General features: G+C 32.6%; 15 protein-coding genes. All 15 read left to right on the forward strand.

The features are described from left to right. The first annotated feature begins 140 nt into the window (after positions 1 to 140). A complete protein-coding gene (gene lepA / locus KQH81_RS06680; RefSeq protein ID WP_027637954.1) occupies positions 141 to 1,949 on the forward strand; it encodes a translation elongation factor 4 in 1,809 nt (602 codons plus the stop codon). A gap of 14 nt (positions 1,950 to 1,963) precedes the next feature. Next, positions 1,964 to 3,088, forward strand: a complete 1,125-nt coding sequence (hemW, locus tag KQH81_RS06685) for a radical SAM family heme chaperone HemW (protein WP_027637955.1) — start codon at positions 1,964 to 1,966, stop codon at positions 3,086 to 3,088. Positions 3,089 to 3,297: 209 nt separating this feature from the next. Further along, entirely contained in the window at positions 3,298 to 4,329 is a 1,032-nt protein-coding gene (gene hrcA / locus KQH81_RS06690; protein WP_027637956.1) for a heat-inducible transcriptional repressor HrcA, read from the forward strand. Between the two features lie 17 nt (positions 4,330 to 4,346). Next, on the forward strand, positions 4,347 to 4,964 hold the full coding sequence (grpE, locus tag KQH81_RS06695; RefSeq protein WP_027637957.1) for a nucleotide exchange factor GrpE: 618 nt from the start codon (positions 4,347 to 4,349) through the stop codon (positions 4,962 to 4,964). Between the two features lie 30 nt (positions 4,965 to 4,994). Further along, complete coding sequence (dnaK, locus tag KQH81_RS06700) at positions 4,995 to 6,839, forward strand: molecular chaperone DnaK (RefSeq protein WP_027637958.1); 1,845 nt, start codon at positions 4,995 to 4,997, stop codon at positions 6,837 to 6,839. Positions 6,840 to 7,076: 237 nt separating this feature from the next. Continuing rightward, the gene (gene dnaJ / locus KQH81_RS06705) at positions 7,077 to 8,201 is read left to right on the forward strand and encodes a molecular chaperone DnaJ (RefSeq protein WP_027637959.1); all 1,125 of its coding nucleotides are present in this window, start codon (positions 7,077 to 7,079) and stop codon (positions 8,199 to 8,201) included. Between the two features lie 184 nt (positions 8,202 to 8,385). Beyond that, positions 8,386 to 9,321 (forward strand): 50S ribosomal protein L11 methyltransferase, encoded by a 936-nt coding sequence (gene prmA, locus KQH81_RS06710; RefSeq protein ID WP_027637960.1) that lies wholly within the window; start codon positions 8,386 to 8,388, stop codon positions 9,319 to 9,321. A gap of 12 nt (positions 9,322 to 9,333) precedes the next feature. Continuing rightward, entirely contained in the window at positions 9,334 to 10,083 is a 750-nt protein-coding gene (locus KQH81_RS06715; RefSeq protein WP_027637961.1) for a 16S rRNA (uracil(1498)-N(3))-methyltransferase, read from the forward strand. Further along, the gene (mtaB, locus tag KQH81_RS06720; RefSeq protein WP_027637962.1) at positions 10,083 to 11,387 is read left to right on the forward strand and encodes a tRNA (N(6)-L-threonylcarbamoyladenosine(37)-C(2))-methylthiotransferase MtaB; all 1,305 of its coding nucleotides are present in this window, start codon (positions 10,083 to 10,085) and stop codon (positions 11,385 to 11,387) included. Before KQH81_RS06715 ends, mtaB begins: the two co-directional genes overlap by 1 nt. A 40-nt stretch (positions 11,388 to 11,427) precedes the next feature. Continuing rightward, positions 11,428 to 11,772 carry a histidine triad nucleotide-binding protein gene (locus KQH81_RS06725; RefSeq protein ID WP_027637963.1) on the forward strand — a complete coding sequence of 115 codons (345 nt, stop codon included), beginning with the start codon at positions 11,428 to 11,430 and terminating at the stop codon, positions 11,770 to 11,772. Between the two features lie 131 nt (positions 11,773 to 11,903). After that, on the forward strand, positions 11,904 to 12,080 hold the full coding sequence (gene rpsU, locus KQH81_RS06730; RefSeq protein ID WP_027637964.1) for a 30S ribosomal protein S21: 177 nt from the start codon (positions 11,904 to 11,906) through the stop codon (positions 12,078 to 12,080). A gap of 23 nt (positions 12,081 to 12,103) precedes the next feature. Continuing rightward, positions 12,104 to 12,553 (forward strand): GatB/YqeY domain-containing protein, encoded by a 450-nt coding sequence (locus tag KQH81_RS06735; RefSeq protein WP_027637965.1) that lies wholly within the window; start codon positions 12,104 to 12,106, stop codon positions 12,551 to 12,553. Between the two features lie 139 nt (positions 12,554 to 12,692). Further along, positions 12,693 to 12,980, forward strand: coding sequence for a sporulation protein YqfC (gene yqfC / locus KQH81_RS06740; protein ID WP_027637966.1), 288 nt, complete (start codon positions 12,693 to 12,695; stop codon positions 12,978 to 12,980). Then, positions 12,970 to 14,097, forward strand: a complete 1,128-nt coding sequence (yqfD, locus tag KQH81_RS06745) for a sporulation protein YqfD (RefSeq protein ID WP_027637967.1) — start codon at positions 12,970 to 12,972, stop codon at positions 14,095 to 14,097. The genes yqfC and yqfD overlap by 11 nt, the downstream gene beginning before the upstream one ends. A gap of 42 nt (positions 14,098 to 14,139) precedes the next feature. Then, on the forward strand, positions 14,140 to 16,212 hold the full coding sequence (locus KQH81_RS06750) for an HD family phosphohydrolase (protein ID WP_027637968.1): 2,073 nt from the start codon (positions 14,140 to 14,142) through the stop codon (positions 16,210 to 16,212). Position 16,213 lies beyond the last annotated feature (1 nt).

The raw sequence follows: 16,213 nt of genomic DNA on the forward strand, positions 1-16,213 counted from the left end.
GATGAGGTCTGAAGAAATTCAGACCTTATTAAATTTATCTATATAAAATCTTAATAAAATGCACATATTAAAATATTGACAGAACTCATGTGATTTGTGATATAATTTATTTTGACTTATTATGTTACGGGGGTGAAAGCGTGAGCAGTGAAAGACAAAAGTGTATAAGAAACTTTTCTATAGTTGCCCATATTGACCATGGTAAATCAACCCTTGCTGATAGACTTATAGAAGCTACAGGAACTCTAACTCGAAGAGAAATGGAATCGCAGGTTCTTGATAACATGGATCTTGAAAGAGAGAGAGGAATAACTATAAAATCTCAAGCAGTAAGGCTTATATATAGAAGAGAAAAAGACGGCAAAGAATATATATTAAATCTTATAGATACCCCAGGTCACGTAGACTTTAACTACGAGGTATCTAGAAGTCTTGCAGCCTGTGAAGGAGCAGTTCTTGTTGTAGATGCGACACAAGGAATACAAGCGCAGACGTTAGCTAATTGTTATTTGGCTTTGGATCATGATTTAGAAATAGTACCTGTTATAAACAAGATAGATTTGGCATCTGCAAGACCAGATGAAGTAAAACAGGAGATAGAGGATGTTATAGGAATAGAATCACATAATGCTCCTCTTATATCTGCAAAGACAGGACTAAATATAAATGATGTTTTAGAGGCTGTAGTTGAAATGGTGCCTTGCCCAGAGGGAGATGAAGATGCTCCTTTAAGAGCACTTATTTTTGACTCATATTATGATGCATACAAAGGTGTAGTGTGTTACATAAGGGTAAAAGAGGGAAGTCTTAAGGTTGGCACAGAAGTAAAGCTTATGGCTACAAACAAAACTTACGAGATAACAGAAGCAGGTGTTTTCTCGCCAAACTTTTTACCTACAGGAGAATTGAAGGCTGGAGATGTTGGATATATAACAGCTTCCATAAAAAATGTAAGGGATGCTAGAGTTGGAGATACTGTTACTGAAGCTGAAAGACCAGCAACAGAGGCTCTTGAAGGATATAGACCAGCTATACCTATGGTATACAGTGGAATTTATCCTGTAGATGGAGCCAAGTATGGAGAATTAAAAGAAGCCTTAGAAAAGCTTCAGATAAATGATGCTGCTTTATCATTTGAGCCAGAGACATCATTGGCTTTAGGTTTTGGTTTTAGATGCGGATTCTTAGGATTGCTTCATATGGAAATAATTCAAGAAAGAGTAGAGAGAGAATTTAATCTGGATATTATAACAACAGCACCATCTGTTATATACAAAGTAGCTAAGACAGAGGGCACTGTCCTTGATATAACTAATCCAGCTAATCTTCCTGAACCATCTGAAATATCATACATGGAAGAGCCTATTGTAAAAGCTTCCATAATAACTCCTACAGATTATGTAGGTGCAGTAATGGAACTTTGTCAAAATAAGAGAGGAACATACATAGATATGCAATATCTTGAAACAACAAGAGCAATGCTTAATTATGAAATACCTCTAAATGAAATTATATATGACTTCTTTGATGCTTTAAAGTCCAGAACTAGAGGTTATGCATCACTAGATTATGAACTTAAAGGTTATAAGGAAACAAAACTTGTAAAGCTAGATATACTTTTAAATGGAGATATAGTAGATGCTTTATCTATGATAGTTCCAGAGGAACGTGCTTATCATAGAGGAAGAGGAATTGCAGAAAAGCTTAAAGAGATAATTCCAAGACAGTTATTTGAAATCCCTATACAAGCAGCAGTAGGTTCTAAAATCATAGCAAGGGAAACTGTAAAGGCTATGAGAAAAGACGTTCTTGCCAAGTGTTATGGTGGAGATATAAGCAGAAAGAAAAAGCTTTTAGAAAAACAAAAAGAAGGAAAGAAGAGAATGAGACAGGTAGGTTCAGTAGAAGTGCCTCAAGAAGCATTCATGTCTGTGCTGAAAGTCGATTAATATGGAGGAAAAACATGAAAGGTAAATCACTCTATGTTCACATACCATTTTGTAAACAAAAGTGTTTTTACTGTGATTTTCCTTCCTTCAGTGGAAAAGAAACCTTAATAAATGATTATTTAAATTCATTAGAAAAAGAACTTGATTTAAGGGTGGGAGATACTGCTATAAATACTATATTTATAGGTGGCGGTACTCCCACCTATTTAAATTTAGAGGCATTAATTAAACTTAAAACTATAATGAAAAAAGTCAACTTAAAAAGTGACGGAGAATTTACAGTAGAATGTAATCCGGGAACTTTAAATGAAGAAAAACTTAAGGTTTTAAAAGATATGGGTGTAAACAGACTGAGCATAGGACTTCAGGCTGTCCAAGATAGGTTGCTGAAGGAAATAGGAAGAATTCACAGTTATAAGGAGTTTAAAGAAAATTTTATACTTGCTAGAAATCTTGGCTTTAATAATATAAACGTAGATTTGATGTTTGCCCTTCCGGACCAAAGTCTAGAAGATTTAGATGAAACTTTGAAGACAATAATAGATCTGAAACCGGAACATATATCTTGCTACAGTCTTATAGTAGAAGAAGAGACGGTTTTTTATAAACTTTTTGATGATGGAAAACTAAATCTCCCTAATGAAGATTTAGAGAGAGAAATGTATTTAAGAGCTTTAAGAATATTGAAGCAAAGTGGATATAATCAATATGAAATATCTAACTTTTCAAAGCCAGGATATGAATGCAGGCATAACATTGTATACTGGAGTCTTTATGATTATATAGGCATTGGTTCGGGATCTCATTCTTATATAGATGAAAAAAGAATAAGTAATTATACTTCTATAGAAAAATATATAAAATTTATGATGGAAAACGGGAATGCTATAGAAGAGGTGTTTGAAAATTCAATAAAGGATGATATGGAAGAATTCATGTTTATGGGTCTTAGAAAGATAGAAGGAATAAATAAAGGTGAGTTTAAAGAAAGATTTAAGAAAGAAATTCATGAAGTATATGGAGAAGTAATATCAACTCATATAAAAAATAAGCTCCTTGTAGAAGATGAGGAAAAAATATATCTAACAACTTACGGAATAGAAGTTTCTAATTATGTAATGAAGGATTTCATATTGTAATCGATAAAAAATATTTTTGGAATATAAAACTTAGATATACAAAGAAAAAAGAAGATAATTCGAGAATTTATAGGATATTATCAATAAAATGCCTAAATATTAAAAAGAATAGCTAAGGGTGATATTGACAAAAAAAAGGCTAAATGATATCTTTAAATCGTAGTCATTAGCACTCGACAAGAGTGAGTGCTAATAAGTGAGGTGGTCTCATGGATATTGATGATAGAAAAATAAAAATTCTTCAGGCTATTATTAGTGACTACATCAATACTGGCGAGCCTGTTGGCTCCAGAACTATTGCAAAAAAATATGACTTAGGAATAAGTTCAGCAACTGTAAGAAACGAAATGGCCGACTTAGAGGAGATGGGGTATCTTGAACAAATCCATACTTCGTCTGGAAGAAAGCCTTCGGATAGAGGTTATAGGCTTTATGTAGATAAACTTATGCGAAATGAACCTGTTACTCTTGAAGAAGAAAATCTAATAAAAGGATATTTGTTAGATAAAGCTTTATTTGAAGTTGATAAGACTTTAAAGCAGGCTATGGGATTATTATCAGAGCTTACAAAGCTTACATGCATACTTGCCACACCATCAGTAAATAAGAGTTATATAAAATCGCTTCAACTTATAAGGATTGATGATAACTTGATTTTACTGGTAGTTGTAACTGATGATTCTATAATAAAAAATAGTATGATAAGAGTTAGAATTGTTCCAAGCAGTGAAGTGCTTTATAAGATGTCAACTACTTTAAATGAAAGAATTAAAAATCTTACAATTGAGCAAATTAATTTAGAAGTAATTAATAAAATGAAGAGTGATTTGCAAGGATATGATGAGATATTTAATGCTATAGTTCCAGCGTTGTATGATATTTTAAAAGAAAGTTCCGATACCGACGTATATATGGAAGGTGCAACAAATATGTTCAACTATCCTGAGTATAATGACGTTGAAAGGGCAAGGGAATTTCTATCACTAATTAATAGTAAGGAATACATTAAAAATTTACTTACAGATGAACAAGGAATCTCTATAAGGATAGGAAAGGAAAATTTCTTGCCAGAGGCCAAAGATTGTAGTATTATTTCGGCATCTTACAAGATAGGAGATAAATCTCTTGGATCTATTGCTCTTATAGGACCAACAAGGATACCTTACTCCAAGGTTACATCCATAATGGCAAAAGTTGTGAATGAGCTGAATGAAGTGCTAAGATTTAATACTGATTATTAATGGAATGAGGTGTTACTATGGAGGAAAATAAGAAAAATTCTTCTGCTGAAGATTTAGATGAAAAATTAAAAGAAAATCTTGAAGAAAATGTTTCAGAAGAATCCGAAAATGTGGATATTGAAGAGAATGCAAATCAAGTTCAAAAAGAAGATGAAAAAAACGAATTTGATGCCCTTAAGGAGGAGTTAGCCATATTAAGGAATAGTAAAGATAAACTTCAAAAGGAAGTTGACACATTAAAGGACAGATTGTTAAGAATAACAGCAGAGTATGACAATTACAGAAAAAGGACTTCAAAAGAAAAAGAAGGCATATATACCGATGCTTGTGAGGATGTATTAAAAGAAGTATTGCCTATAATAGATAATTTAGAAAGAGCTATTTCTATGGAAGGCAGTGCAGAAGACATTAAAAAAGGTGTAGAGATGACTATGAAGTCATTTAAGGATTCATTAAATAAATTAAATGTTGAAGAAATAGATGCAGATGGTAACTTTGATCCTAACTTCCACAATGCTGTAATGCATGTAGAGGATGAAAGCTTAGATCCTAATGTAATAGTGGAAGTATTCCAAAAGGGATACAAAAGAGGAGATAAAGTTTTAAGATATAGCATGGTAAAAGTAGCTAATTAATTAGAGAAGAGTATAAGGAGGAAATAGAAAATGGGAAAAGTAATAGGAATTGATTTAGGAACAACAAATTCATGTGTAGCTGTTATGGAAGGTGGAGAACCAGTAGTTATAGCAAACTCAGAGGGAGCAAGAACAACCCCATCTGTTGTTTCTTTCCAAGCTAATGGTGAAAGGCTAGTAGGACAGGTTGCAAAAAGACAAGCAATAACAAATCCAGAAAAGACTATAATGTCAATAAAGAGACATATGGGAACTAACCATAAAGTTAAGATAGATGACAAAGAATATACTCCTCAAGAGATATCAGCAATGGTACTTCAAAAAATAAAGAAGGATGCAGAAGCTTACTTAGGAGAGCCAGTAACTCAAGCGGTTATAACTGTTCCAGCATATTTTAACGATAGCCAAAGACAGGCAACTAAGGACGCTGGAAAAATTGCAGGTCTTGAAGTTTTAAGAATAATAAACGAACCAACAGCAGCATCACTTGCTTATGGAATGGATAAGGTTGACACAAATCATAAGATATTAGTATATGACCTAGGTGGCGGAACTTTCGACGTATCTATACTAGAACTTGGAGATGGAGTTTTTGAAGTTAAAGCAACTAACGGAGATACAAAGCTTGGTGGAGATGACTTTGATGAAGCTGTAATGAACTACATTGCTGAAACATTCAAAGCTGAATATGGAATAGATTTAAGAAATGATAAAATGGCATTACAAAGATTAAAAGAAGCTGCTGAAAAAGCTAAGATAGAGCTTTCTTCATCAACTCAAACAAATATAAATCTTCCATTCATAACTGCAGATGCAACTGGTCCAAAGCATATAGATATGAATCTTACTAGGGCAAAATTCAATGAATTAACTCATGATTTAGTACAAAGAACTATAGAGCCAATGAGAAAGTCTTTAGCTGATGCAGGTCTTTCATTAAGCGATATAGATAAGATAGTATTAGTTGGAGGTTCTACAAGAATACCAGCAGTTCAAGAAGCAGTTAAGAACTTTACAGGAAAAGAACCTTCAAAGGGAGTAAATCCAGATGAATGTGTTGCTATAGGAGCTGCAATTCAAGCTGGAGTATTAACAGGAGATGTAAAGGACGTATTATTATTAGACGTTACTCCATTAACTTTAGGAATTGAAACTTTAGGTGGAGTTGCTACATCACTTATACAAAGAAATACAACAATACCAACAAGAAAGAGCCAGGTATTCTCTACAGCTGCTGACGGACAGACATCTGTTGAAATTCACGTAGTTCAAGGTGAAAGACAAATGGCAGCAGATAACAAGACTTTAGGAAGATTCACTTTATCAGGAATAGCTCCAGCCCCAAGAGGAATTCCTCAAATAGAAGTAACCTTTGATATAGATGCTAATGGTATAGTAAATGTATCTGCTAAGGATAAGGGAACAGGAAAGGAAGCTAATATAACAATTACTGCATCAACTAATCTTTCTGATGACGAAATAGATAAGGCAGTTAAAGAAGCAGAGAAATTTGCAGAAGAAGATAAGAAGAGAAAAGAATCTATAGAAGTAAAGAATAATGCAGATCAATTAGTTTATCAAACTGAAAAGACTTTAAATGAACTAGGAGATAAAGTTTCAGCAGAAGATAAATCAAAGATAGAAGCTAAAGTAGAAGCATTAAAGAAAATCAAAGATGGTGAAGATTTAGAAGCTATTAAAAAGGCTACTGAAGAATTAACTCAAGAATTCTATGCTATTTCATCAAAATTATATCAAGATCAGCAACAAGCAGGTCAAGGAGCAGGTCCAGACATGGGTGGAAATCCAGGAGCAGGTGCTTCTCATGATGACAATGTAGTAGATGCAGATTTTAAGGTTGATGACGATAAATAATAGCAATTTCATTAACTGATGGTATAATATATAGGGGAAGCCAAAAGCGGTCTTCCCCTATATTTGAGTTATAATAAACTGAATTCTTAGCTTCAGAAGGAGTTTTAACTTTCTCTGAAGGTTATAAATCGTTATCTAATGGTGTGCAACTTTTCTTTAAAAAGAGATGGAAGTTTTACAATGGTGGGCATTATATAGATAAGTAGTGAAAATAGTAGTTATAGGCGGTGTAAATCCATGGCAAAGAAGGATTATTATGAAGTGCTGGGTCTTCAAAAAGGTGCCAGCGAAAGTGAAATAAAAAGTGCATTTAGAAAACTAGCTATAAAATATCATCCTGATAAAAATCAAGGAGATAAAGAAGCAGAAGAAAGATTTAAAGAGATAAATGAAGCTTACCAAGTTCTTAGTGATCCAGAGAAGAAAGCAAGATATGATCAGTTTGGAACTGCTGACTTTGATGGAGCAGGCTTTGGCGGAGGTGCAGGTGGCTTTGATTTCAGTGACTTAGGAGATATCTTTGGAGGATTTGGAGATATCTTTGGAGGAGGTTTTGGAGGAAGCTCAAGACGTAAGAATGGACCTGTAAGAGGAGATGACCTTGAGTACACTTTAAACTTAACTTTTGAAGAAGCTGTATTTGGAACAACTAAAGAAATAACTATAAATAGAGAAGAGAACTGCGAAAAGTGCCATGGAAGTGGAGCTAAGTCAGGCACTTCTCCTGTAACATGTGACAAATGTCATGGAACAGGTCAGGTAAGAGTTCAAAGACAAACACCACTTGGAGTGTTTGCTACAGTTTCAACTTGTGATAAATGTGGAGGTAAAGGAAAGATAATATCAGATCCATGCCCTAACTGCCACGGAAGTGGAAAAGAAAATAAGAGAAAGAATATAACAATAAATGTACCAGCTGGAGTAGACACTGGAAATGTAATACCACTAAGAGGTCAGGGAGACCATGGTAGACAAGGTGGACCAGCAGGAGACCTTTACGTGAGAATAAATGTAGCTCCTCATAAATATTTTAAGAGAAGAGGCAATGATATTTATATAGACACACATATATCTATGGCTAAAGCGGCTCTTGGAACAGAAATAAAAGTTCCTACAGTAGATGGAGATGTAATTTATACAGTGCCATCTGGAACTCAGCCAGGAACAAGATTTAGACTTAAAGGAAAAGGTGTACCTAAGATAAATAGTTCTTCTAGGGGAGACCAGTATGTAGATGTCGTAGTTGAAGTTCCAAAGAAGTTAAATGACAAACAAAAGGAAGCTCTTGAAATGTTTTTAGAAGCAAGTGGAGAACATAAATCAGAGCATGAAAAAGGATTTTTCAGTAAATTCAAAAGATAGACTTAAAATGAGATAGACTTTCAACCTAAAATAAAAGGCTGAAGGTCTATTATTTTAAAGTAAAAAGTATAGACATTTATGCTTAGATAATAGTATTGTGGACATATTTTAAGATAAGGTATAAAATATATAAGTAAATTAGAAACTAACAATGAAGCAGATAACTTTAGAAGGGATGATATTAGTGAACGGAACTTGGATAGAAGTTAAAGTTGTGACAAAGCCTGATGCATTAGAGATGGTGCAGGGGATTTTTTACGGATTAGATGTAAAAGGGGTGGCTATAGAAGACCCTAGAGATATATTAGAGAGAGAACAAGGACCTCTTACATGGGATTTTGCAGATATAAACATATTAGAGCATGGTGGAAAGGCTGCAGTAGTAAAAGGATATTTTTCAGTAGAAGATGATATGGAAGAAATCTTAGAATACATAAAAGTTAAGCTTATAGAAATCAAAGATATGGGCGTAGATATTGGAGAAGGTACTGTGGAGTACATAAAAGTAAATGAAGAAGATTGGGCCAACAATTGGAAGAAGTATTATAAGCCTACGAAAATAGGAAAAAATATAATTGTAAAGCCTATATGGGAAGAATATGAAGCTAATGGGGAAATGATTATAGAGCTTGATCCTGGAATGGCTTTTGGAACAGGAACTCATGAAACTACAAGAATGTGTGTAGAGGCTTTGGAAGAAAATGTTAAAGGTGACACTACGGTGTTTGATATAGGAACAGGTTCAGGAATATTAGCTATAGCAGCAGCTAAACTTGGTGCGAAAAAGGTAATAGGAGTTGATCTAGACCCTGTAGCTGTAGACTCAGCAAAGGAGAATGTAAGCTTTAACGATTTAAATAACATAGAAATTCTTTATGGAAATCTTATGGATGTTGTAACAGGGAAAGCTGACTTAGTAGTTGCTAACATAATTGCAGAAATAATAGTAGTTCTTGCAGAAGACGTTAAGAATTTCTTAGTTCCTGGAGGACTTTTTATAACTTCAGGAATAATAAGAGAAAGAAGAGAACTTGTTGAAACAAAACTTAAAGAAAAAGGATTTAAGATAAAAGAAGTTAAAGAGCAGGGAGAATGGCTTTGCATAATTGCAGAAGCTTAAAGGAGAGTAATAATGCATAAGTTTTTCATTTCAAACAATCTTATAGATGGAGATAAAGCCTTAATAGAAGGCGATGATGTAAAACATATTTATAAAGTATTAAGATTGCAAGTTGGGGATGAAATCATAATCAATAATCTTAATGGTCAGGAATATTTAGCTCGCATAGATGATATAAACAAAAAAGAAGTTCAGCTTGCAATTATAGAAAAGTTAGATGTAAGCAATGAAAGTCCAATAAGAATTCATTTATATCAAGGGCTCCCTAAATCTACAAAGATGGATTTAATAGCTCAAAAGGGAACAGAACTTGGTATTTCATCTATAACTCCTGTCATAACAGAAAGAGTTATTGTAAAAAATGAGGGTGAATTTAAAAAAGTAGATAGATGGCAGAGAATAGCCTTAGAAGCCTCTAAACAGAGTAAGAGAACCTTAATACCTTCTATAAATACTCCTATATCCTTTGAAATTATGATGAGTGAAATAAATGATATGGACCTTATTGTGGTGCCTTATGAAAATGCAGAAGGATATGGAATAAAAAAGATGATGGATAACTTAAATGCAGAATCTATAGTGGATATTGCTATAGTGATAGGACCTGAAGGCGGTTTTGAAGAAGAGGAGATATCAAAACTTAAAGATATAGGAGCTCATATAGTGACTTTGGGACCTAGAATTTTAAGGACTGAAAGTGCAGGTTTTGTATGTACTGCTATTCTTCAATATGAATTAGGGGATGTAGGAGGTGTCGTATAATGAAAGTAGCTTTTTCTACTTTAGGATGTAGAGTTAACGTTTATGAATCAGAAGCTATGGCAGAGAAATTTATAAAGGAAGGCTATGAAGTTGTAGACTTCTCTGAAAAAGCTGATGTTTATGTTATAAATACATGTACTGTTACCAATATGGGAGATAAGAAATCTCGTCAGATAATAGGAAGAGCAAGAAGACTTAATGAAAAAGCAATAATTGCAGTAGTTGGATGTTATTCTCAGATTGCTCCAGACGAAGTTTCATCAATAGATGGTGTAGATGTAGTCCTTGGAACAAGAAATAAAGGAGATATAGTATATTGGGTTAATAGAGCAAAATCAGAAAAAAGCAAGGTTGTAAATGTAACAGAAAATATATTGAAAAATAAGGTTTTTGAAGAACTTAAGATAGAAGATTATCAGGATAAAACAAGAGCTTTCTTAAAAATTCAAGATGGATGCAATAGATTTTGTAGCTACTGCCTTATACCTTATGCACGAGGTGCTGTGTGTAGTAAAAAACCAGAGGTAGTTATAGAAGAAGTCAAAAATCTTGCAATACATGGATTTAAAGAAATAATATTATCAGGAATACATACCGCTTCCTATGGTGTAGACTTAGAAGATAAAACAACACTTATGGATCTACTAGAAGAAATTGAAAAAATCCAAGGTATAGAGAGAGTAAGAATAGGTTCTATAGATCCTACATTTTTTACAGAAGATATAAAAGAAAGGCTTGTAAAACTTAAAAGATTATGTCCTCATTTTCATTTATCCCTTCAAAGTGGAAGCAATGATACATTAAAGAGGATGAATAGAAGATATTCTAAAGAGGAATATAAAGATATAGTTAATATGCTTAGAAACTCTATAGAAGATGTATCTATAACTACAGATATAATTGTAGGGTTTCCAGGTGAAACTGAGGAAGAGTTTAAAGAGACTTATGAATTTTTAAAAGATGTAAGACTTACTAAAATGCATATATTTAAATATAGTCCAAGAAAAGGTACAAAAGCAGCTACTATGAAAGACCAAATTCATGGTACAATAAAGGAAGAAAGAAGCAAAGCGCTTATTGAACTTAATGAAAAGAATGAAGAAGAATTCATGAAAAAAATGGTTGGAAAAACTGTAGATGTATTATTTGAGGAAGTTGTACATGGAGAAGAAAAAATATATACAGGATATACTCCAAACTATATAAAAACTATATGTGAAGGTACTGAAGATTTAATTGGACAGATAAAAAAAGTATATATAAAAGAAGTTTCTAAAGATAACCTTATTGGAGAAGTTTTATAAAGATATACTTTTACATAAGCACATTAAAGGAGGTGAAATCATGGGAAACTGTATTTTTTGTAAAATCATAAATGGAGAGATTCCATCTCAAAAGGTTTATGAAGATGATGTTGTTTTTGCTTTTAAAGATATAAGTCCAGAAGCACCGTTTCATATTTTAATTGTGCCAAAATGTCACATAAGGAATATTAATGAAATCAACAATGACAATAGCCATATAATAGCACATATCTTTGAAGTTATTAATAAAATAACATTAGAACAAGGAATAGACAAGGATGGCTATAGAGTTGTAAGCAACTGTGGAGAACATGGAGGACAGACTGTAGATCATCTTCATTTTCATTTATTAGGTGGAAGAAATCTTGCTTGGCCTCCAGGTTAAAAAATATATAAATGAAATTGTTGACAGTGAAGAATAGCTTATTGTATAATTAAGCGTGTGCTATTAGCGTTAGCTACTTTAGTTTACTTAATTATAATGTAATAATGTGCTAGCGGAGGGAGGGATATTAGATGTCAGAAATAAAAGTTGGAGAAAACGAATCACTTGATAGTGCGTTAAGAAGATTTAAGAGAAAGTGCGCTAGAGCTGGTGTTCTTTCAGAGGTTAGAAAGAGAGAGCATTATGAAAAGCCAAGCGTTAAGAAAAAGAAGAAGTCAGAAGCTGCTAGAAAGAGAAAGTTTAAGTAAGAGTTTTGAAAGAAGGTAAAAATATGCCCATAAAAGAAAGACTTCAAGAAGACTGGAAACAAGCAATGAAATCTAAAGATAAATTTAGATCTTCTACTATTAGCTTGGCAAAGTCTGCAATACTTTTAGTTGAAAAAACTGATGGTATTAAGCTTGAGGATGAGCAGGTTATAGAGATTTTGGCAAAGGAAGTTAAGCAAAGAAATGAGGCTATCCTTGAATTCCAAAAGGGAAATAGGCAAGATCTTGTTGATAGTGCTAAAGCTGAAATAGAAATTTTAAAAGAATACCTTCCTCAGCAGTTAAGTGAAGAAGAAATTAAAAAAATTGTTATAGATGTAGCTGATAACTTGGGCGCAAGTAGCATGAAAGACATGGGCAAAGTTATGGCAGAAGTAAGGCCGAAAATAGTAGGTCGTGCCGATGGCAGACTTGTAAGTTCAATAGTAAAAAATTACTTGAATAATAAATAAAAGACTCACCGAAAGGTGAGTCTTTTGATTTGCGCAAAAAATAATAATTACTATTCATCTCATAAGCATTTATAAGAAAATATCCTCATAAGATAATATGAGGATATTTATGAAAACTTAAAATTTATGAGGTGAGAGTATGGATGGTAAACTAAATAGAACAAGAGAAGCTGTAGCTGATACATTAGGGATACCTTTAGAAGTCGCTTTGGACATACCTAAGATTATAATAGACGGAAACTATCAAATAGTTATAGAGAATCATAAGGGACTAATAGTATTTGATGAAAACATGGTTGTAGTTAATTCTAAAGTAGGATCAATAACGCTAAAGGGAAGGGATTTTAAAGTGTTGTTCATAGGGGGGAATACCTTGACTATAGGCGGTATTTTAGAATCTGTAGGGTATGGAAGCAATGAAAATTAAAGATAGCATTAAAAGTGGAACTATAACCATAGAGATCCAGGGTATGCATCCAGAAAGTACTATAAATGCTATGTGGGCTCAAGGGATAGACATAAAGAATTTGAAAAGAATAAACATAACAATACTTAACTTAGATATAAATATAAGGGATTTATCAAATGTAAAAGAAATAGCAAAAATAAAAAAGTGCAAAGTGAGGGTTTTAAGATCTAATGGTATATTATATATACTATCTAGAGTGAAAAATGGGGGTCTTCTCATAAGTGGGATAGCAATATTTATATTTCTTATTTATTACTTGTCCCTTTATGTATGGAATATCAATATAGATGATACAAAAGTTTTATCTCCTTATGAAGTAAGGCAACAGCTTCTTACTTATGGAATAAAGCCTGGAATAAAAAAATCATCTATAAATATATATGATTTAGAAAATGATTTGAAAAAAGATGACGATAGAATAATGTGGGCAAGAGCAAGAATAGAAGGCGGAACTTTGAGAATTAAAATAGAAGAAAAGCAGAATCCACCATCTATAAAGGTACAGGAAAATAAAGGAGATATAATTGCTAAATGTGATGGACAAATAGTGAGGCTTTATACTACTTCTGGAAGTGCTGTAGTATCAAAAGGAGATATAGTAAAGAAAGGACAGGTTCTTATACAAGGAATACAAGGTAAAGAAGGATTCACCTACGAAACACCTGCAGAGGGAACTGTGATAGCTAAAACCTTTTACGAAAACTCGAAAAATGTGAAGATAAAAGGAGTAAATGATGTAAGGACTGGAAATCAGGAAAAAGATATATATTTAAATATTTTTGGTAAAAAATTATATTTGAAAAAATGTGATGTGAAATATTCAAAATATGATAAAATAGAAGAGAGTGGAAAATTTTTAAATAGCACTATATACTATGAAGTTAAGGAAGAAGCTTTTGAAAGTAATGTAGATGATGTGGTGGTAAAGGAAGTGCAAAAAATGGAGGAAGAACTTGCGAAAAATCTTGATAAAAGCTCAGTAGTAACAGATAAAATAATAGACAAAGAAATTAGTGAAACTAATGTAAATATAAGAACAGTCTTTATAGTGGAACAAGATATTGCTACACATTAAAAAGACGATTATTTCACATTAAAAACGAGTGGGTGATAAAAGATGGAAACGAAAAAAGAAGGCAGTTTTTTTGAAAAGTATAAGAAACCATTTATATTTATAATTACCTTTATGCTTTGCTATGTAGTTCTTATGACTTCTCAAATAGCTAAAAAGATAAATATATCTGTTGGAGAAATAGCTAAATACAATATAAAAGCCAACAGAGAGGTAATAAACAACATAGCGACAAAAGCAAAGGAAAAACAAGCTGAAGAAAATGTCCCTAATCAGTATACGGAAAAACCTGATGTCAAAAAGAGCTCTATAGAAAATATAAAGACTTTATTTGCTAAGGTAAATACTTATAGGGACATGACTATAGAAGACAAAGAAAAGATTTCAAGATTAAAAGAGGAGAGTCCTATAACATTGAAGAATGATGGATTTGAATATCTTTTAAAGCTATCTAAGGAAGATTTAACTTCAATGGAAAATCAGATTTTGGATGGAATGAATCAAGTTTATGAAGGAAGCATAAAAGAAAATAATTCCGAAGATTTAAAAAAGGCTCAAGAAGTATTTTTAGGGTTTATTACAAAATCTAATATGTCCTCTGAATCTAAGGATGTAGCTTCTATGATAGGTGTATATCAAATAGCGCCAAACTTATTTTATGATAAAGATAAAACGGAAGAAATGAAAAAGCAGGCAGTAAAAAATATAACTCCTGAAATGATACAAAAGAATCAAATAGTCGTAAAAGAGGGAGAACCTGCTACAGCAGAACAAATACAAATCCTTATGGATTTAGGTATATTAGATGATTCCGTAGGCACTGCGTGGTATATATACCTTGTAATAGCTATGGTTGTTATGATGAGCTTATATCTACAATGGATGTACCTATATAAATACCATAGGGATGAAATATATAATGACAATAGAAAACTTATACTCATAAGCGTCATTACAGTATCTATGATAGTGATATCAAGGATTATGAACTTTGTATCTCCGTTTTTAATTCCTTTTGCGTGTGGACCACTATTATTATCAATATTATTAAACTATAAAGTATCAATAGTCATAAGTGCATTAAATATACTTCTTATAAGTCCTGTAGTAGATTTTAACGTTGAAATAACTATAATAGCACTTGTAAGTATAATAGTGGCTTCTACAACTCTTAAGAGACTTCAGCAGAGAAATGATATATTGTACTCATCTATATATATTGCAGCATTTAATATGATAATAACTTTTTCAATGGGAACCCTTATATCAAATAACATATTAGATGTTATAAAAAAGACCGGATATGCAGGAGCAGGAAGTGTTCTTGCGGCTATTTTAACTATAGGTTTCTTACCTTTGTTTGAGAGCATGTTTGACATAGTCACAGTTATAAAACTTTTAGAACTTTCTAATCCTAATAATCCTCTTATGAGGAAACTTCTAATGGAAGCTCCGGGAACATATCATCATAGCGTTCTTGTGGCAAATTTAGCAGAACTAGCTGCAGAAGCTGTTGGTGGAAATCCAGTACTGGCAAGAATAGCAGCTTATTATCATGATGTTGGAAAGACAAAAAGGCCTTATTTCTTCAAAGAAAATCAAACAGGAAAAGAAAATCCTCATGATAAGATAAGTCCTAATTTAAGTACGCTGATAATAACATCTCATGTAAAAGATGGTCTTGAGATGGCAAAAGAAAATAATCTTCCAAAGGTTATACAAGATATAATACAACAGCATCACGGTACTACTTTAGTAAAATATTTTTATTATACTGCAAAGAACAATGCAGAGAATCCAGAAGAGATAAAAGAAGAAGATTTTAGATATATGGGTCCAATACCACAATTTAAAGAAAGTGGTATTATAATGCTGGCAGATGGTGTTGAAGCAGCTGTAAGATCTATTCCTGACCCTACTAAAGGCAAAATTGAAGAGATGGTAAACAACATAATAAAGGATAAATTAAATACTGGACAATTAGACGACTGCGATTTAACATTAAAAGATTTGGATAAAATAAGAGAGTCATTTTTGAAATCCTTGAATGGAATTTACCACCAAAGGATAGAATATCCTACAGATCATACTATAGGATTAAAGAAACAAGGAGAATAAT

Origin of the sequence: Clostridium cadaveris (assembly GCF_020911725.1) — a bacterium.
GTDB classification, from domain to species: domain Bacteria; phylum Bacillota; class Clostridia; order Clostridiales; family Clostridiaceae; genus Clostridium_X; species Clostridium_X cadaveris.